A 17,806-nucleotide genomic window follows, 5' to 3' on the forward strand; every position below is an offset into this window, starting at 1 on the left:
CCGTACGCGCTGTCGACGCTCGACGTGTGGGACGACCATCTCTCGGTGGCTGGCGCGCAGTTGCTGGCGGCACGGTTGAACCTCATCGCGGACCTCGCGCCGTACACGGCTGACGCTTATATGGGAGTCGCGCCTGACTCTCGTCCGGCGAAGATCGCGTACAAGTCTTCGCTCGGCGAAGCGCTTCCGCCGTCGTACGGAGTGCCTGGCGGCGAGCGGGCCGAGCCGGAGGTACTGCGCGAGCTGTTGCTGAAGGCGCTGGCTGACACGCGGCGGCAGGAACTGGAGCGAGGGATCAGTCTCGTCGGCCCGCATCGGGACGAATTGGAGCTGATCCTCGGCGAGGCGCCGGCGAAGGGATACGCGAGTCACGGCGAGTCGTGGTCGTTCGCGCTCGCGTTGCGGCTCGGAAGTTACGAACTTCTGCGTGCCGAAGCGGGCGAACCGGTCTTGTTGCTGGACGATGTGTTCGCCGAACTCGACCGCAAGCGCCGGGCCCGGCTGGCCGAGGTCGCCGCGGGCGCCGAACAGGTGCTCATCACCGCGGCGGTGGCCGAGGACGTGCCCACCGAGCTCGCCGGAGCGAGGTTCACGGTGGCCGACGGGGAGGTGAACCGTGCCTGAACAGCCACGACGACCACGCGGGGTGACCGGGGTCACGCGGGTTGCCCACCGATCTGGGGACAAACCTGTGGACAGTGTGGATAAACCCGGTGGCGCGTTATCGCCGCGCGTGACGAACCGGCCGGATGGCGGTCTTGACACCCCGGAAGCGCGGGTTAACCCTCGAAATCCCGTCCGCGACGCCACGGAGCGTGACAGTTCCACTGGGCCGAACGAGACGCCCGCCGGGGACAAACCGAGCGGCCGCGACCTCGCGCACGCCGCGCTCGAGGCGGCGAAGGCCAAAGCCCGCGAACGCGGAGCCCCGCCGAACCTGCGGCGCGGCCGGATCACCGGGGGCGGCGGGCAGAACCGGGCGCGCCGGCGCTGGTCCGGGCCCGGCGCGGATCCGCGCGACCCGCAGCCGCTCGGCAGGCTCGTGTCGCGGCTGATCTCCGACAGCGGCTGGCAGGACACGATGACCAACGCGCGCGTGTTCGGGCAGTGGGCCCGGCTCGTCGGCGAGGACGTCGCCGAACACGCCCAGCCGGTCGCGTTGAAAGACGGCGAGCTGACCGTCCGCGCGAGTTCCACCGCGTGGGCGACGCAGCTGCGGTTGCTGCAGGGCAAATTGCTGGCGAAGATCGCCGCGGGCGTCGGGAACGGCGTGGTCAAGCGGATGCGGATCCAGGGTCCGACCGCTCCGAGCTGGCGGAAAGGCCCCCGGCACGTGCCTGGTCGCGGGCCGCGTGACACGTACGGCTGACGGGACTTGCGCTCCGGCGGATGAGTTCCCCGAGAACCGGGCCGCGCAGGTGCAGATACGAGATGACTCAACTGAGGGTGATTTCGTCCCTCTGCGACCGGCTGAGGGGTGTCCTAGCCGCATGTGAGCGCGTGCGGCCAAGTACACTGTTGTAGTAGCGGACGTCCGCTCGGGCGAGACGAGGAGAAACAACGCCGGTGACCGAGAACAAGAGCGAGTACAACGCGTCGTCCATCACCGTGCTCGAAGGCCTCGAAGCAGTTCGCAAGCGCCCCGGCATGTACATCGGTTCCACCGGTGAGCGCGGTCTCCACCACCTGGTCCAGGAGGTGGTGGACAACTCCGTGGACGAGGCGATGGCGGGGTACGCCACCAAGGTCGAGGTTACCCTGCTCGCGGACGGCGGGGTGCGCGTCGTCGACGACGGCCGCGGGATCCCGGTCGACATCCACCCCAAGGAGAAGAAGCCGACGCTCGAGGTCGTGCTCACCATCCTGCACGCGGGCGGCAAGTTCGACAGCGACTCCTACGCGGTGTCCGGCGGTCTGCACGGCGTCGGCGTCTCCGTGGTGAACGCGCTGTCCACGAAGCTGCTCGCGGAGATCAAGGTCGGCGGCCGCAGCTGGCGCCAGGAGTACCTCAACCAGGTCCCGGGCCCGCTCGAGGACCTCGGCCCGGCCACCGACACCGGCACCACCATCACGTTCTGGGCCGACGGCGACATCTTCGAGACCACCACCTACAACTTCGAGACCATCTCGCGCCGCCTGCAGGAGATGGCGTTCCTCAACAAGGGCCTCACCCTGTCGCTGCGCGACGAGCGCGTCGCCGACGAGGAGACCGAAGAGGACGCCGCGGGCAAGCAGGCCAGGGTCAAGGAAGTCGTCTACTGCTACCCGGGCGGGCTCGAGGACTTCGTCAAGCACATCAACGGCAGCAAGGACCCGATCCACGAGAGCGTCATCTCCTTCGACGCCAAGGGCTCCGGCCTCGAGGTCGAGGTCGCGATGCAGTGGAACACCGGGTTCACGCCGTCGGTGTACACCTTCGCCAACACGATCAACACGCACGAGGGCGGCACGCACGAAGAGGGCTTCCGCGCCGCGCTCACCCGCGTGGTCAACGCGTACGCGCGCGAGAAGAAGCTGCTCAAGGAGAAGGACGCGAACCTGACCGGCGACGACGTGCGCGAGGGTCTCGCCGCGATCGTGTCGATCAAGCTGGCCGAACCGCAGTTCGAGGGCCAGACCAAGACCAAGCTGGGCAACAGCGAGGCCAAGACGTTCGTGCAGCAGCAGTCGAACGAATGGCTCGGCGACTGGTTCGAGCGCAACCCGAGCGAAGCCAAGACGATCATCAACAAGTCGATCTCGTCGGCGCAGGCCCGGCTCGCCGCCCGCAAGGCGCGCGACCTGGTGCGGCGCAAGGGCGCGCTGGAGATCGGCGGACTTCCGGGCAAGCTCAAGGACTGCCGCTCGAACGACCCCGGCGAATGCGAGCTCTACATCGTGGAGGGCGACTCGGCGGGCGGTTCGGCCAAGGAAGGCCGCGACTCGATGTACCAGGCGATCCTGCCGATCCGGGGCAAGATCATCAACGTCGAGAAGGCCCGCATCGACCGCGTCCTCAAGAACACCGAGGTCCAGTCGCTGATCACCGCGCTCGGCACCGGCATCCACGACGATTTCGACATCTCGAAGCTGCGGTACCACAAGATCGTGCTGATGGCCGACGCCGACGTCGACGGCCAGCACATCACCACGCTGCTGCTCACCCTGCTGTTCCGGTTCATGACGCCGCTGATCGAGCACGGCCACGTGTTCCTGTCGCGGCCGCCGCTGTACAAGATCAAGTGGCCGCGGTCGGAGCCGGAGTACGCGTACTCGGACAAGGAACGCGACGCGGTCATCCAGGCCGGCGTCGAGGCGGGCCGCCGTCTTCCGAAGGACGACGCGATCCAGCGGTACAAGGGTCTCGGCGAGATGAACGCCGAGGAGCTGTGGGAGACCACGATGGACCCGGCGAACCGGCTGCTCGGGCAGGTCACCCTCGACGACGCCGCGCAGGCCGACGAACTGTTCTCCGTGCTGATGGGCGAGGACGTGGAAGCCCGCCGCTCGTTCATCACGCGCAACGCCAAGGACGTGCGCTTCCTGGACGTGTAGGCGTCCCCTCCTAACCCGCATCCCCAGGACTGCTCACCGAGAAGGACCCCATGACGGAAACCTTGCCGCCGGAACACGACCGGATCGAACCGGTCGACATCCAGCAGGAGATGCAGCGCTCCTACATCGACTACGCGATGAGCGTCATCGTGTCGCGGGCGCTGCCGGACGTGCGCGACGGCCTCAAGCCGGTGGCGCGCCGGATCCTGTACTCGATGTTCGACTCCGGGTTCCGCCCGGACCGCGGGTACAACAAGTGCTCGCGCGTCGTCGGCGACGTCATGGGCAACTACCACCCGCACGGCGACTCGGCGATCTACGACGCGCTCGTGCGGCTCGCCCAGCCGTGGTCGCTGCGCTATCCGCTGATCGACGGCCAGGGCAACTTCGGCTCGTCGGGCAACGACCCGGCGGCCGCGATGCGGTACACCGAGTCCCGGCTCGCGCCGCTCGCGATGCAGATGCTCGCGGACATCGAAGAGGACACCGTCGATTTCCGCGACAACTACGACGGCCGCACCCAGGAGCCCGACGTACTGCCGTCGCGCTTCCCGAACCTGCTGGTCAACGGCGGTTCCGGGATCGCGGTCGGGATGGCGACCAACATCCCGCCGCACAACCTGCGCGAGGTCTCCGAAGGCGTCGTGTGGGCGCTGGAGAACCCGGAAGCGACCGACGACGAACTGCTGGCCGCGCTGCTCGTGCGGATCAAGGGCCCGGACTTCCCGACCAAGGCGATGATCCTCGGCACGTCCGGCATCGAGGACGCCTACCGCACCGGCCGCGGTTCGATCCGGATGCGCGCGGTCGTCGAGGTCGAAGAGGACGCGAAGGGCCGCACCATCCTGGTCGTGTCCGAGCTGCCGTACCAGGTGAACCCGGACAACCTGGTGGAGAACATCGCGCACCTGGTGCGCGACGGCAAGATCACCGGGATCGCCGACATCGCGGACGAGTCCAACAGTCGTTCCGGCATGCGGATCGTCATCACGATCAAGCGCGACGCGGTGGCGAAGGTGGTGCTGAACAACCTGTTCAAGCACACCCAGCTGCAGCAGAACTTCGGCGTGAACATGCTGGCGCTGGTCGACGACGTGCCGCGCACGCTGCGGCTCGACCAGATCATCCGGCACTACGTGAAGCACCAGGTCGACGTGATCGTGCGGCGGACCCGGTTCCGGCTGCGCAAGGCCGAGGAACGGGCCCACATCCTGCGCGGTCTGGTCAAGGCGCTCGACATGCTGGACGAGGTGATCGCCCTGATCCGGCGGTCGCCGTCGGCGGACGAGGCCCGGCCGGGGCTGATGTCGCTGCTCGAGATCGACGAGATCCAGGCCACCGCGATCCTGGACATGCAGCTGCGCCGGCTGGCCGCGCTGGAACGGCAGCGGATCATCGACACGCTGGCCGAGATCGAGCTGGAGATCGCCGACCTCAAGGACATCCTCGAGAAGCCGGAGCGGCAGCGGTCGATCATCCGCGACGAGCTGATGGAGATCGTCGACAAGTACGGCGACGACCGGCGCACGCAGATCATCCCGTTCGACGGCGACGTGTCGGTCGAGGACCTGATCGCGCAGGAAGACGTCGTCGTCACCATCACCCGCACGGGCTACGCCAAGCGGACGAAAACCGATCTGTACCGCTCGCAGAAGCGCGGCGGCAAGGGCGTGCAGGGCGCGACGCTGAAGCAGGACGACATCGTCCAGCACTTCTTCGTGTGCTCCACGCACGACTGGATCCTGTTCTTCACGAACAAGGGCCGGGTCTACCGGGCGAAGGCCTACGACCTGCCCGAGGCCAACCGCAACGCGCGCGGCCAGCACGTGGCGAACCTGCTCGCGTTCCAGCCGGACGAGCAGATCGCCCAGGTCATCGAGATCCCGAACTACGAGGTCGCGCCGTACCTGGTGCTCGCCACGAAGCGCGGCCTGGTGAAGAAGACGAAGCTCACCGACTTCGACTCCAACCGCGCGGGCGGGCTGATCGCGATCAACCTGCGCGAGGGCGACGAGCTGATGGGCGCGGTGCTGGCCGCGGCCGAGGACGACCTGCTGCTGGTGTCGGCGGGCGGCCAGTCGATCCGCTTCCACGCGACCGACGAGGCGCTGCGCCCGATGGGAAGGCCGACCTCGGGCGTGCTGGGCATGCGGTTCAACGACGGCGACGAACTGCTCGGCATCAGCGTGGTCAAACCGGACAAGTTCCTGCTGGTCGCCACGGACGGCGCGTATGCGAAGCGGACGCCGATCGAGGACTATCCGGTACAGGGCCGCGGCGGCAAGGGCGTGCTCACCATTCAGCACGACAGCAAACGTGGCAGGCTGGTGGGGGCACTCATCGTCGACGAGGACGACGAGCTGTTCGCCATCACGTCCAGCGGCGGGGTCATCCGCACGCCGGCGCGGGACGTGCGCAAGGCGGGCAGGCAGACCAAGGGCGTTCGGCTGATGAACCTGGGTGACGGAACCACTCTTCTCGCGGTCGCACGCAACGCGGACGAGGGTTCGGACGTCGCCAATGGTGGCGAGGAGGCTTCCGACGCCGCTGAAGGTTCGGAGGGCTCGGAAGTTTCGGAAGTTTCGGAAGTTTCGGCTTCCGAGATGGTTTCGGAGGAAGCGGCCGAGGCTACGCCAGAGGAGCCCACAGCAGAAGACGGCACGGCGCCGGAGCAGTGATCGGCGCCCCACGCACGGGTAAGGACTGACTCAACGTGGCACCATCCGACAAGGCCGACGACGCGTCGGCCAACCCGCCCTGGCAGCGCACCGCCAAGGACGGCGGCGGCGACTCCGAGGCCATGGCCACGGCGCGGATCGCGACCGAGGACGTGCCCACCGCGGCTCCGGAACCGGCCGCCGCGGCCGAGAACGACTACCCGGTGACCGGCTCGGCGGCGCCCCGGCTCTTCGGAGGCGAGGCTCCGCCGCCGGCGGCGGCCGACGTGCCGCCCGCGGGCCGCACCCGGCCGACGCCGAGCGCGCTGCGCCGTCCCGGCCGGGGCCCGCGGCGGGCGAGCCTGCAGATCAAGCGGTTCGACCCGTGGTCGGTGCTGAAGCTGGCACTGGTGCTCGGCGTCGCGATGTTCTTCGTCTGGCTGGTCGCGGTCGGCGTGCTCTACACGGTGCTCGACGGCATGGGCGTGTGGGACAAGCTGAACGGCACGTACTCGTCCCTGGTCGGCGGCGAGGGCGCGAACGCGTCGCCGGACCCGCTGATCAGCGCCGGTCGCGTGTTCGGCATCGCGGCCATTCTCGGGGCGATCAACATCGTGCTGGTGTCCGCGCTGGCCACGGTGAGCGCGTTCATCTACAACGTGTCGGCGGACCTCGCCGGCGGCCTGGAGGTCACGCTCTCGGAGCGAGAGTAACCCGGTTGCAAGGGCGGATGAGGGGTCCGGTAGAGTTCTCCTCGTTCGACGGGCCCATAGCTCAGGTGGTTAGAGCGCTTCGCTGATAACGAAGAGGTCCCAGGTTCAAGTCCTGGTGGGCCCACATTTCCGGAAGGCCGGTTCGCAGTCGCGGACCGGCCTTTCTGGTATTTCGGATGACCGTCCGGTGGGGTCCTCGCGAGAATCATCCGCATGCAGACTCCAGCGCAGATCCGCGAGCAGTTGAGCCTCGCCGCGGCCAACCGGCGTTTTCCGTCCGGTCTGGCCGAAGCCGAGGCCTGGCTCGCATCGGCGACCGCGCGCGAGTTGCTGCGGATCGACTACTACGCCCGCCAGTCCCGTTATCCGGTGCCGGTGCTGGGGCGGGCTCGCGACTGGAAGCTGAAGAACGCCGCGCCGGTTGTCGCGGCGCTGGCTTCGCTGCACCCCGACGGCCGGCTTCGCGAGCAGGCCGTTCGGGTGTTGTGCGCGTCATCTGGAGTGGTGAGCGACCGGGCGTTGGCGGTCCGGGTCACCGACCACGTCGACGAGGTCCGCGAGCTGGCCGAACAAGAGGTGCTGCGGCGTACGACGTTGGCGCAGGCGGAGCGGATCGTGCCGGTGTTGCAGCGGATTTCGCAGCGTGGCCGGGGCTCGGGGGTACTCGGCCGCTATCTGCGTGCGCTGGTGGACGCGCATGGCGAGGCGTCGGTGTGGAAGTACCTGCGGAGTTCGGAGGACCTCGACGTCCGGCGGACCGCGTTCCGGCGCAGCTTCGAAACCGGACTGCTCGGCTTGGCGGACGCGGTCCGGATGCTGCCGCGGGAACGGGACCAGGTCGTGCGGCGGCAGTTGATCCACGTGATCGCCGAGTCGGCGGCGCCGGACGTCATCGCCGAGTCGTTGCTGCGCGGCCGCTCCGCGGAGAGCCGGGTGCTGGGGTTGGTGAAGCTGACTGCGGAGCAGCTCGATCCCGTTGACGTGGAACGACTTCTGGTCGACCGGTCGGTGCTGGTGCGGATGTGGGCGCGACTGCGGTGGCAGGAAATGGGACGGGATCCGGTCGAGGTTTACGCGGCGGTCGCGCGTTCTGCTGCCGGGCCGCTGGTGCGGGCTCGTGGGTACGTCGGGCTGGCGGAGGCTGGGTCCGAGCTGGACCGGGCGGAGATCGTCGAGCTTGCGCGGAGTGCGGATCTGGCGTTGAAGAAGATCGGATTGTCGTTGCTGCGCGGGAAAGCTGTTGCCTCGGAGGTGCCTTGGCTGCTGCGGGAAATGGCCGGCGAGGACTCGCGGGCGGCCCGGTTGGCGGGGGACGTGCTCAGCAGCAGTCCGCGGCTGTGGTCGCTCGCGGATTTGGCGGTGCTGAAGGATTCCGCGGACCCGGTGGTTCAGCGTCGGGGATGGTGGCTGCACCGGAGCCTCGGCGGCTGGGAAGCGGTGATCGTCGACCTGGAGTCCGGGGCGTTTCGCGACCGGCTGGAGCTGCCGATGTATTCCCGGCCGACTGCCGCGCAACGGCAACGAATCGGGGAGCTGGTCGGCACGCTTTCCCTTGGCAGCGGGCAGATTTCGGAGATTGAGTTCGCGCTCGGTCGTCCGGCGTGACCGGCGAGGAACTGGGCGAGGGGTGGGACAGCGTCGCGACTCTGGTCGACGGACGTTGGGTTGAACGACGGCCCAAACGGGACGAGGTGCGCGCCTGGCTGCTGCGGGAGACGCGGGTCTTGCCGTGGCTGGCTCCGCAGTTGCCGGTGGCGGTGCCGATTCCGTTGGTGTGGCGGGAAAATCCGTTGGTCGTCCGGCATGAACTGGTGCCGGGCGAGCCGGCGGAGTTGACCGCCGAGGACGGTCGCGTGCTCGGCCGCTTCCTTCATGCGTTGCACAGTGCGGACGCGGCCAAGGCGCGCGAACTCGGTGCCGAGCCGGAAGTTCTGGCGCTCGATGCGGTTCCGCCGTTGCTTGGCCCGCTGGCGGAGCGCGGGCGCGCGCTGCTGGCGGAGGTCCGAGATTATCCAGCAGACACCGTCATCCATGCCGACCTCGGACCGGAGCATGTGTTGAAGCGGGACGGCCGGTTGAGCGGCGTGATCGACTGGACCGACGTGGGTATCGGCGACCCCGCGCGGGACCTGGCGTGGTTGCTGCACTGGACGTCGGCGGAATGCGTCGAGGCGTTCTCCGAGGAGTACGAAGTCACTCCGGAACTGCGTCGGCGCGCGTGGGCGTGGAACCAGCTGGGTCCGTGGTACGAGGTGGCGTACGGAGTGCAGAACGACCGCCCTGACCTGGTCGAATCGGGTCTCGCGGGTACCCGCGCTCGGCTCGCGGAGACGAGTCAGCCCTGCCGGGAAGAGAAGGACCGGCAGGGCTGAGTGTTGCGTGGCCGCGAGGGCCGTCGGGTTCAACGGACCGCTCACTCCGGATATTCCCGGTGTTCCACGTGGAACGAGAGACGGAACCGCTGGACGGGACGCGCGGCGGGTCCGGTAGCATCGTGGGGTAGCGCAAGCACTCAGAAGGGGGCTTCAGGTGAAGAAGCTGTTGGCACTCGCGGTCGTCGCGGGCGGCGTCCTGTTCGTCGTCAAGCGGAACAAGGCGGCCAAGGCCGAGGCTGACCTGTGGCGTGAGGCCACCACGCCTGCCGCCCCGTCGGCGAACGGCAGCGCGCCGGTCAAGGCCGCGGACGCCTCGCGCAACTGACGTCATGCTTCGCGGACCCCGGTCCGCACCGGGCCTGTAGCTCAATTGGTAGAGCACCGCCTTTGCAAGGCGGGGGTCAGGGGTTCGATTCCCCTCAGGTCCACCGCAGTCCCCGTCCGGCCCGCGCCGGACGGGGATTCGTGCGTTACGGGACCGGTTTCAGCCGGTCGATGATCGGGAAATGGCCTCGCCGAATACCTGGTTGAGCGCGGGCGGCTGGTAGTCCTCGCTGCGAAACGCCGAGATGGTGACCACGTGGCGGCCCACCTTGAGCGCCAGATCCACGTGGCCGGGGGCAATCGGCTTGACTTCAACTTCCCTTGAAGTTTCATCCTTGGAGAGTCAGCACTGATCTCGAAGGGACCTTCAATGACTATCAACCGGCCTGACTTCGCGCGCTCGGACTTCGCCGCCGCGCTGGTTGCCGAAACGACCGTGGAGGCGGCGGAAATCCTTGCGCGGCTGGAGAAAGAGCCGTGGCCTGAGGGCTTGATTTCGTTTCATGCGCTGGCCAGTACCGAGGGAGAAGAGTCGCTGGTCTATACCCAGTGGACCGAGAACTCAGCTGATCCCGAGTTCGTCCGCGGCATCTCCGGGGGTGATCCGGTGGAATACCGGTTGTACCGCAGCGGAAATCGGGACGACGCGACGGTTCCCGGCTGCATTGTCGTAGTGAGCGTCGAGTTCGAGGGCGCGGACGCGCAGCGGCAGCGGCGTTGGGTGGACACCGTGTTCGACGCGTTGTCCAGTGAGGAAAAGCCCGCGCCGGGCGGGATCTCCGGGCACTTCCACGTCAGCACCGACGGGACCCGGGTGCTCAACTATGCGGAGTGGACGGACGAACAGTCCCATCGCGACGCGCTGGCGCGGTCCGGCCGGGGCACGGTCGGAGAGTCCGACGAATGGCGGAAGGTGCAGGAGTTTCCGGGAGTGCGGGGCAGCGGGGTCCGGCGGTATCGGATGGTGCGCAGCCTTTCGCATGGCCTGTCCGCGAAGGCGCCCGCCTGATCCGGATCAGGTGCCTTGCGGGGCAAGGGCGGGCAGCGCGCCGAGTTGGATGCGGGCGCCGAGTTCGTCTCGGACGCCCCAGTGTTCGGCGAGCAAAAGTCCTTCGGTGCGGTAGATGTGCACCGTGGTCATCCGGTAGGGCTTGCCTTCCGTGCCTGGCCCGTGAATCGCGTCGACGCCGGTGCCGGTGGCGGTCGCGCGGATGACGACCCGGTCGTCCGTGGCAAGGCAGTACAGCGCTCCGCAGCGGGAGGAGAAGGCGCAGGCGGACCCGTGCGCACATCGTGCGGACCGCCCGTGACCTGCTGCTCGGCGGCGGAGGCTACGCGGGCATGACGATCACCGGGCTCGCCGAGGCGGCGGGGGTCAGTCCGCAGACGGTGTACAACACGGTCCCGGTGGCGACAAGGTGGTGGAGGCCTTCGTCGCGACCATTGATTCCGAACGCAGAAAGGGCAACACGAACAGCCTCCGCGGCCTCGCCGAGCGCGGGCTCCTGCCGTCGCGCAGATTCGGCTTCGACGAGACGGTCGACGCCGTCTGGACGCTGACCGCGCCCGAGGTCCTATGACCGGCTAGTTCGGCGCTGCGGATGGACACCCGCGGCGTTCGAACGGTGGCTGGCCACCCAGTTGGGCGCGGTGCTGTCCGGCTAACGGTCGTATTTGGGAGAAGCCAACGGCAACGGGGCCGGGTTGAGCCGGACCCACGCGACGGCGAGTTCGGACAGCCGGGCGAGTTCGTCGTCGTCGCCGTTGCCGGAGCGGGTGCGTTTGGCGAGGGCCTGTGCTTCGTGAAGTTCGGCGTCGGGCAGCGGGGTGCCCGACGCGAAGTAGCCGGGGAGCGCGTCGATCATGGCGCGGAAGGCGCGATCCCAGTTCACGCCGCCGTTGCCGAGGATCTCGCGAGCGACCTTTCCTGATACGCGGATCGCTTCTCCCTGCACGGTTTCCGCCGCGCCCCCGGACGGGACGAGCAGTTCCCACAGCAGCTCGTGCTGCTTCTGCCAGGTGCCGTCGGGCATCTCGATCGGGGAGGTGCCGTCGTGGATCAGTCGCGGCGGGACCGGTTCGACGTCAAACAAGCGGTACAACTCGCGCAGCCCGGCGTCGGTCGCGTCCAGGAGATCGCGGCTGAAACGCGTGCGGTGGAACTCGAAGTTGGCGCCGATCCGGCGGACGAGATCGCGCGCTTCGTCCGTCACCGGCGCGCCGGCTTCGAGGAGCAGCGCCGCGGTTTCGGCCATTTCGGCGATATCGATGTTCTCCGTGTGCCGCAGGCCGTGCAGGAGCGGGGTGCGGCCAGGCCTGCCGTCGATCGTGGCGTGGATGTTCGCCCCGTGTTCGAGCAAAACTCGCACGGTCTCCGCACGCTGCCCGCTGGTCGCGCCGTGCAGCGGAGTGCCGCTGTGCGCGCGGGGTCGTTCGATGTCCGCGCCGAGCGAAAGCAGCAGCGGGATCTGTGCTGAGTGCCCGGCTTGGGCACGAGTCCACAGTGGAGTCTCGCCGTAGTGGTCGGCCGCGTCTACGTCGAGGCCTTGGCCGGCCAGCCAGGCGATGAGTTCGTCCGGGCAGTCGAGAAAACCGAGCGCGGTCGCCTTGCCGTAGCCGCCGCGGGCGTCCAACTCGGTGCGCCGGAACACTGCCTGGAGTTCGGCGAGCGACGCCGAGGTCAGCATTTCACCGAAGTTCTTCGGCAGTGTTTTTCTCTTGCGCATCGCGGGTTTCTCCTCGGCGTGGCTTCCGGCGACGCCAGCCTAATGATCAGGAGGGCAATTCGGATCGCAATCGGTGTTGCAGTTCGATGAGGGTCTGCCGGGCGAGTTCGAGGCGTTCCAGGTCAAGGCCGTCAGTCGTGCGGAGCGCCAGATCTTCGTACGCCGCTTGCATTCGGTGCAAAGCCGCCCGGCCGGTCGGGGTGACCTCGAGCAGTTTGGCGCGCTGGTGCGCGGGGTTCGGGCGATACCGGGCCAGGTCGTCGTCGACCAGCAGATCGGCGACTCGCTGGACGCTTTGCCTCGTGTGGCCCAGCCGGGTGGCGATCGCCGCGACCGGGGCGGCTTCCTTTTCGACCGCGGCCAGCACCTGGTACCGCGCGACGCTCAGTCCCGTCGGGCGGGCGATGCCGTTGCCGACCGCTTCCAGGACGTCGGAGAGCCGGATGACCTCCTCCATCAGGTCGTTATAGGCGTCGCAGGCCTTCTTGACAGCATGCTGTCGTATCGCTAGCTTGTCAGACATGACAGCATGCTGTCATTCAAGGCTGGGGCTCGCAACAGTTCGAGAGGATCAATCGGGTGCGAATCGGCATAGGGCTTCCGAATCAAGTGCGCGATGTCGACCCCGCGGTCGTGCCGCGGTGGGCGGCGCGAGCGGAGAAGGCGGGCTTTTCTTCGCTGGCGACGATCGGCAGGTACGCGTATCCCGGGGTGAGCGACACGGTCGCGCTGGCGGCCGCGGCCGGGGCGACGACGCGGATCGGGCTGCTCAGCGGCGTGTTGCTCGCGCCGACCTGGCCGGCGGCGTTGCTGGCCAAGGAAATCGCGGGCATCGACGGGGTTTCCGGACACCGGCTGACGTTCGGCGCGGGGGTGGGGCTGCGGGAGGAAGAGTTCACCGTGCCTGGGCTGGGGGCGCGTGGCCGGGGCGCGCGGTTCGACGCCGACCTGGAGATTTACCGCGAGGTATGGGGCGGCAAGCCGCGCGGCGAGAACGCGGCGGTGCCGAGCGGGACCCGGCAGGTGCCGATGTTGTTCGGCGGCTATACCGAGCAGGCGCTGCGGCGGATGGTGCGATGGGGAACGGGATACATCGCGGGTTCGGGGCAGGCGGCGGCGAGCGCGCCGTTGTTCGAAGCGGCGAAACGTGCCTGGCGCGAGGGCGGCCGGGAGGGACGGCCGCGGCTGGTTTCGTTGGCGTACTTCGTGTTGGGAGACGTCGATGCCGGGCTGGCGAACGTGCGGGACTTTTACCGGTTGGCTCCGAAAGAAGTCGCGGACAGTGTCGTGCCCTGCACGTCTCCGGAGATGGTGAAGAAGTCCATCGCGGAGTTCGCCGAGCTGGGCGTGGACGAGTTGATCTTCATGCCGGTGACTGACGACGTGGACGAAGTGGCCCGGCTGGCGGACATCGTCAGCTGAACGCACAGGGAAGAGCGGAGCAGGGGCCAATTGCAGTGAACTAGGCGGGACGGTCGGGTGCCGGGGATATCGAGGCGAAGAAGGACACCCCGCGGACCGAGTCACCGAAGCGAAGACAGCCCTTCCCGCAGCATCCGATAAGCCGACTTCGCCCGGGCCACCGCATCCGGATACGTCTCGTCCGCGCTTCGGCCCCCGCGGATCTCCCGGGCGTTGTGGAACCCCAAGATCCGCTGCGCCCCGAAGATTTGCGCGGCCGCCAACCGGGCGGTGAACTCGTCCTCGATGCCGCACGACGACTGCAGTTCGTCCACCAGGTCCTGCTCCTTCTCCAGCCGGTACGTGGCAAGGCGGGCCAGCAAGGCCGGGGTCGAGTACAGCAACGTGTGGCAGGTGATCGTGTCCGGCGAGTCGTTCAGGCCGGTCAGCGGGTCGCGCTCGGCCAGGCGGTCCAGGAAGGACCGTTCCAGCGCGGACAGCGCCGACACTCCATCAGCCCGGGCACGGACGACCTCCGCAGGGCCGTTGTCGTCGACAAACTGGTGGATGACCAGGTCTTCCTTCGTCGGGAAGTACGCGAACAGCGTCGGCTTCGAGATCTCGGCCGCGGCGGCGATGTCGGCTACCGACACCCCGTCGAAGCCGGCTTCCCGGAACAGCCGCAGCGCCGCCGAGGCGATGGTTTCCCTCGTGCGGTGGCGTTTGCGCTCGCGCAGTCCTGACACGGGCGTCAGCCTAGCCGGAACTCGAACCCGGATAAAAACTTGACTCGGTTGTATATTTAACTTAGTCAAGAAACGGGGGCGGGGAAGTGGAACCAGAGATCTGGGCGGAGCGCGAGTATCTCCAGGCCTGTCACGCGGAGCTGGACCGCATGCGAGCGGAGATCAAGGCCGCGATCGCGACGGGAACGGGCGAGGGCGACGCGGTCGACGACAAATACTTCAACCACGTCCTCCGGCAGTTTCGCATCGAGATCGCCGAGGAGCTAGCGGATATCGACGACGCACCGCTCTTCTTCGGCCGCCTCGACTATCCGCCCGGCGAGGTTTACGAGGCTCCGCGCGGGTCGCATACCCGGTCGCCGGAGCACGACCTGGTTTACCTGGGGCGCAGAGGAATTCGTGATGACGACGGCGAACCTCTGGTGATCGATTGGCGGGCCCCGCTCGCCAGAGCGTTTTACGAAGCCGATCACGAGCATCCGATGGGAGTGCGGGTCCGGCGGCGGTACGGGTTCGACCAGTCCGGAGTGCTCAGCGCGTACGAGGACGAACCGCTCGATCGGCCGGGTTCGGCGGCGAATCGGCTGCTCACCGCGGAGATCGAGCGGCCGAGGCAGGGGCCGATGCGCGACATCGTCGCGACGATCCAGCCGGACCAGATGCGGCTCGTTCGCGCGCCGGTCGATCGGACCATCTGCATTCAGGGCGCACCGGGCACCGGCAAAACCGCGGTCGGTCTGCATCGGCTCGCGTATCTGCTTTACACCGAGCGGGTGCGGTTGCAGAAGGCCGGCGGGGTCGCGGTGATCGGGCCGAACCGGGCGTTTCTCGCGTACATCGCGGGCGTGCTTCCGGCGCTCGGCGAGGTGGCGGTTTCCCAAGCCACGATTGACGAATTGACCGGGGCGGGCCACTCGGTCGGGTACGTCGACAGCCCGCGAACGGCGCGGATCAAGGGCGACGTCCGGATGGCGGAGGTCGTCCGGCGGCAGTTGTGGGCGCGGATCCAGCCGGTCGACCGGACGCTCGAGGTGAAGCACCAGCATCGGACCTGGCGGCTGTATCCGGAGGACATCGCCGAGGAACTCGCGGAAATCCTCAGCCGCGGCGCGGATTACCGCGCGGGGCGCGAATTGCTCGCCCAACGGCTCGCGCATCGGGTGCTGCGCGAGATGGAGCGGTCCGGCGGCACGAGCGCGACCCTGCAGCAGCTTCGTCGCAACGCCGCTATCACCAAGGCGGTTCGCGACATGTGGCCTGCCGTCGAACCTGTCCGGTTGGTCTACGAGTTGCTTACCGAGAAAGCACTTCTCGCCGAAGCGGCCGACGGAATTCTGACTGCGGAGGAACAGGAAGCCCTGATCCGTCCGCGGCCGCGCAGTCGTAAGGCGATGACCTGGTCGACGCTCGATCTGGCGTTGCTGGACGAGGTCGCGGCGTTGCTCGAACGGCCGCCGAAGCTCGGGCACGTCGTGGTCGACGAGGCGCAGGACCTCAGCCCGATGCACCTGCGGGCGATCGCGCGCAGGCTGGCCGGCGCGTGCACGGTTCTCGGCGACGTCGCGCAGGCGACCAGTCCGTCCGCGGTCCGCGATTGGACGACCGTGCTGACTCACCTGGATCGGCAAGGCGGACGGATCGAAGAACTCACGCACGGCTACCGCGTTCCGGCGGATGTTCTCGACTTCGCGGCTCGACTGCTCCCGCACATCGCGCCGGAGCTGCGCAATCCCACGTCATTCCGGCATTCCGCGGACGCGTTGCACCTGACCGAAACGGACGAGCCGGTTTCCACTGCGGTCGATGCTTGCGCGAAAGCGCTAGGGCAGGAAGGCTCGATCGGGCTGCTGGCCGCGGACGCGGATGTCCCTGAGCTGCAGCGGGCCCTCATCGAGCGCGGGCTGGACCATACGGTGCTGGGCACCGAAGGAACCGCCCGGATCACGTTGGCACCGGTGAGTTTGGCGAAGGGTCTGGAGTACGACACGGTCCTGGTGGTCGAACCCGCGCGCATCGTGGCGGCGGAAGAGCGTGGGCTGCAACGGTTGTACGTCGCGCTCACCCGAGCGGTCAGCACCTTGCGCGTAATCCACGCGGACCCGTTGCCGGAGCCGTTGCTGGCTCAGACCGCGGCGGTTTGACGGCGCGTCGAGCAGAACTGCCAGCCCAGAAAACCCAGCGCCAGCAACAAGTAACTGTTGCCGACCACGTGCTCGACCGGTCCCCAGGACAGCTCCAGGTACCCGTTCTTCGGCAGCCACGCGTGCGGCGCGATCACGAAAATCGCCGCCACCGCAGCCAACCCGGCAACGGCGAGCCGGGTGTGCACGCGAGCGGCGAACAGCACGAGCGCGGGCACGATCCACACCCAGTGGTGCGACCACGAAATCGGCGAACACACCAGGATCAGCGCGGTGTTGAGCAGGAACGCCATCCGCGGGTCGGCGCGCAGCATCGCCGGAATGGCCAGCGCGAGTGCGGCCAGGGTCAGCACCGCGACCAGGAGCAGCGTCGGCGTTTCCGGAAGCCCGAATCGGTGCACCGCGCCCTGGATGGTCTGGTTTGTCGCGAAAATCGATCCGCTCATGCCGGACGCACCGGTCAGGCCGCCGCCGAACCAGTACTTCGCCGACGCGTCCGGCGCGATCACGAATCCGGCCACCCCGGCGAGCACGAACGTGATGACCGTGGTCACGGCCGCGCGGAAGTCCTTTTTCAGCAGGAAGAACAGCAGGAACCCGGCCGGGGTGATCTTCATGGCGGCGGCGAGGCCCAGCAGGACGCCGCGGGGAAGCCGAGTCCGGGGGCCGAGGCAGTCGAGCACCACGAGCGCCATCAGCAGCAGGTTGATTTGCCCGAACCACAACGTTTCGCGGACCGGCTCGAACGCCAGCGACCCGGCCCCGATCAGCAGCGCGGCCAGCACCGCGGTCCGTCGTCGGGCGTGCGGCCGGAGCACGACGTAGACCGTTCCGCACAGCGCCGCCAGCGAAACGGCGAGCATCAGCATCGCGCTCAGCGGCAGCGGCATCGCGGCGAAGATCAGGAACACGACGGCCGCGAAGGGCGGGTAGATGAACGGCAGGATCAGCCCGGCGCGAGTCGGCGGGAGCGGGCCGTAAACGTCCTCACCCTGCGCCAGCGCTCGCGCGCCGGACCGGTAGATCTCCAGGTCGAGCGGCCACATCGTGCACACGAGCCACAGAATCGTCGCCGCCACCGCGATCGAGGCGAGGACCAGCAGGAACACTGTCCGCCGCCGGGTCGCGGCGTCGTCTAGCCACCGGCGCAGCGCGACAGCGGGGGGCCGGAGGGAAGTCACCCCGCGAT

General features: G+C 68.2%; 18 protein-coding genes and 2 tRNA genes. 14 read left to right on the forward strand and 6 right to left on the reverse strand.

The features are described 5' to 3' along the window. From recF to SSMG_RS38830, 10 genes are all read left to right on the forward strand, one after another. A partial coding sequence (gene recF / locus SSMG_RS38790; RefSeq protein WP_037718901.1) for a DNA replication and repair protein RecF occupies nt 1-624 on the forward strand: 624 nt, incomplete at its 5' end. Between the two features lie 67 nt (nt 625-691). Continuing rightward, nucleotides 692-1,369, forward strand: a complete 678-nt coding sequence (locus SSMG_RS38795) for a DciA family protein (RefSeq protein WP_286157097.1) — start codon at nt 692-694, stop codon at nt 1,367-1,369. Nucleotides 1,370-1,566: 197 nt separating this feature from the next. After that, nucleotides 1,567-3,534 (forward strand): DNA topoisomerase (ATP-hydrolyzing) subunit B, encoded by a 1,968-nt coding sequence (gyrB, locus tag SSMG_RS38800; RefSeq protein ID WP_009085476.1) that lies wholly within the window; start codon nt 1,567-1,569, stop codon nt 3,532-3,534. Between the two features lie 50 nt (nt 3,535-3,584). Next, on the forward strand, nt 3,585-6,212 hold the full coding sequence (gene gyrA / locus SSMG_RS38805; RefSeq protein WP_009085478.1) for a DNA gyrase subunit A: 2,628 nt from the start codon (nt 3,585-3,587) through the stop codon (nt 6,210-6,212). A gap of 35 nt (nt 6,213-6,247) precedes the next feature. Further along, complete coding sequence (locus SSMG_RS38810) at nt 6,248-6,904, forward strand: DUF3566 domain-containing protein (protein ID WP_009085480.1); 657 nt, start codon at nt 6,248-6,250, stop codon at nt 6,902-6,904. 50 nt (nt 6,905-6,954) lie between these two features. Beyond that, a tRNA-Ile gene (locus SSMG_RS38815) sits at nt 6,955-7,028 on the forward strand. Between the two features lie 89 nt (nt 7,029-7,117). After that, complete coding sequence (locus tag SSMG_RS38820; RefSeq protein WP_009085482.1) at nt 7,118-8,509, forward strand: hypothetical protein; 1,392 nt, start codon at nt 7,118-7,120, stop codon at nt 8,507-8,509. Then, nucleotides 8,506-9,276: a phosphotransferase gene (locus SSMG_RS38825; RefSeq protein WP_009085483.1), complete on the forward strand. Its 771-nt coding sequence runs from the start codon at nt 8,506-8,508 to the stop codon at nt 9,274-9,276. Before SSMG_RS38820 ends, SSMG_RS38825 begins: the two co-directional genes overlap by 4 nt. A 157-nt stretch (nt 9,277-9,433) precedes the next feature. After that, nucleotides 9,434-9,604, forward strand: a complete 171-nt coding sequence (locus SSMG_RS44520; protein ID WP_009085484.1) for a DLW-39 family protein — start codon at nt 9,434-9,436, stop codon at nt 9,602-9,604. 30 nt (nt 9,605-9,634) lie between these two features. Continuing rightward, nucleotides 9,635-9,707, forward strand: a tRNA-Ala gene (locus SSMG_RS38830). A gap of 56 nt (nt 9,708-9,763) precedes the next feature. On the opposite strand, the gene SSMG_RS47450 is transcribed toward SSMG_RS38830, so the two are convergent. Beyond that, nucleotides 9,764-9,889, reverse strand: a complete 126-nt coding sequence (locus SSMG_RS47450; protein WP_255409793.1) for a hypothetical protein — start codon at nt 9,887-9,889, stop codon at nt 9,764-9,766. 84 nt (nt 9,890-9,973) lie between these two features. Here SSMG_RS47450 and SSMG_RS38835 point away from each other — a divergent pair, with 84 nt between their 5' ends. Beyond that, a complete protein-coding gene (locus SSMG_RS38835; protein WP_009085485.1) occupies nt 9,974-10,612 on the forward strand; it encodes an antibiotic biosynthesis monooxygenase in 639 nt (212 codons plus the stop codon). Nucleotides 10,613-10,618: 6 nt separating this feature from the next. On the opposite strand, the gene SSMG_RS44085 is transcribed toward SSMG_RS38835, so the two are convergent. Next, nucleotides 10,619-10,849, reverse strand: a complete 231-nt coding sequence (locus SSMG_RS44085) for an ester cyclase (protein ID WP_078561220.1) — start codon at nt 10,847-10,849, stop codon at nt 10,619-10,621. Nucleotides 10,850-11,021: 172 nt separating this feature from the next. Between SSMG_RS44085 and SSMG_RS45755 the strand changes: the two genes are divergently transcribed. After that, nucleotides 11,022-11,183, forward strand: a complete 162-nt coding sequence (locus tag SSMG_RS45755; RefSeq protein ID WP_009085486.1) for a hypothetical protein — start codon at nt 11,022-11,024, stop codon at nt 11,181-11,183. An 81-nt stretch (nt 11,184-11,264) separates the two neighbouring features. Here SSMG_RS45755 and SSMG_RS38845 read toward each other — a convergent pair whose 3' ends face one another. Then, a complete protein-coding gene (locus SSMG_RS38845) occupies nt 11,265-12,329 on the reverse strand; it encodes an ankyrin repeat domain-containing protein (RefSeq protein ID WP_009085487.1) in 1,065 nt (354 codons plus the stop codon). 46 nt (nt 12,330-12,375) lie between these two features. Then, entirely contained in the window at nt 12,376-12,852 is a 477-nt protein-coding gene (locus SSMG_RS38850; RefSeq protein ID WP_009085488.1) for a MarR family winged helix-turn-helix transcriptional regulator, read from the reverse strand. Between the two features lie 56 nt (nt 12,853-12,908). Between SSMG_RS38850 and SSMG_RS38855 the strand changes: the two genes are divergently transcribed. Then, on the forward strand, nt 12,909-13,751 hold the full coding sequence (locus SSMG_RS38855; protein WP_009085489.1) for an LLM class flavin-dependent oxidoreductase: 843 nt from the start codon (nt 12,909-12,911) through the stop codon (nt 13,749-13,751). Nucleotides 13,752-13,852: 101 nt separating this feature from the next. Here the strand turns inward: SSMG_RS38855 and SSMG_RS38860 are convergent, their stop codons facing one another. Next, nucleotides 13,853-14,476, reverse strand: coding sequence for a TetR/AcrR family transcriptional regulator (locus SSMG_RS38860; RefSeq protein ID WP_009085496.1), 624 nt, complete (start codon nt 14,474-14,476; stop codon nt 13,853-13,855). Between the two features lie 86 nt (nt 14,477-14,562). Between SSMG_RS38860 and SSMG_RS38865 the strand changes: the two genes are divergently transcribed. Continuing rightward, on the forward strand, nt 14,563-16,617 hold the full coding sequence (locus SSMG_RS38865; protein ID WP_009085502.1) for an AAA family ATPase: 2,055 nt from the start codon (nt 14,563-14,565) through the stop codon (nt 16,615-16,617). On the opposite strand, the gene SSMG_RS38870 is transcribed toward SSMG_RS38865, so the two are convergent. Next, entirely contained in the window at nt 16,599-17,798 is a 1,200-nt protein-coding gene (locus SSMG_RS38870) for a glycosyltransferase 87 family protein (RefSeq protein ID WP_009085504.1), read from the reverse strand. The two genes, SSMG_RS38865 and SSMG_RS38870, sit on opposite strands and share 19 nt — an antisense overlap. Between the last annotated feature and the right edge of the window lie 8 nt (nt 17,799-17,806).

The organism is Streptomyces sp. AA4 (assembly GCF_000158875.1).
Taxonomy (GTDB): Bacteria; Actinomycetota; Actinomycetes; order Mycobacteriales; family Pseudonocardiaceae; genus Amycolatopsis.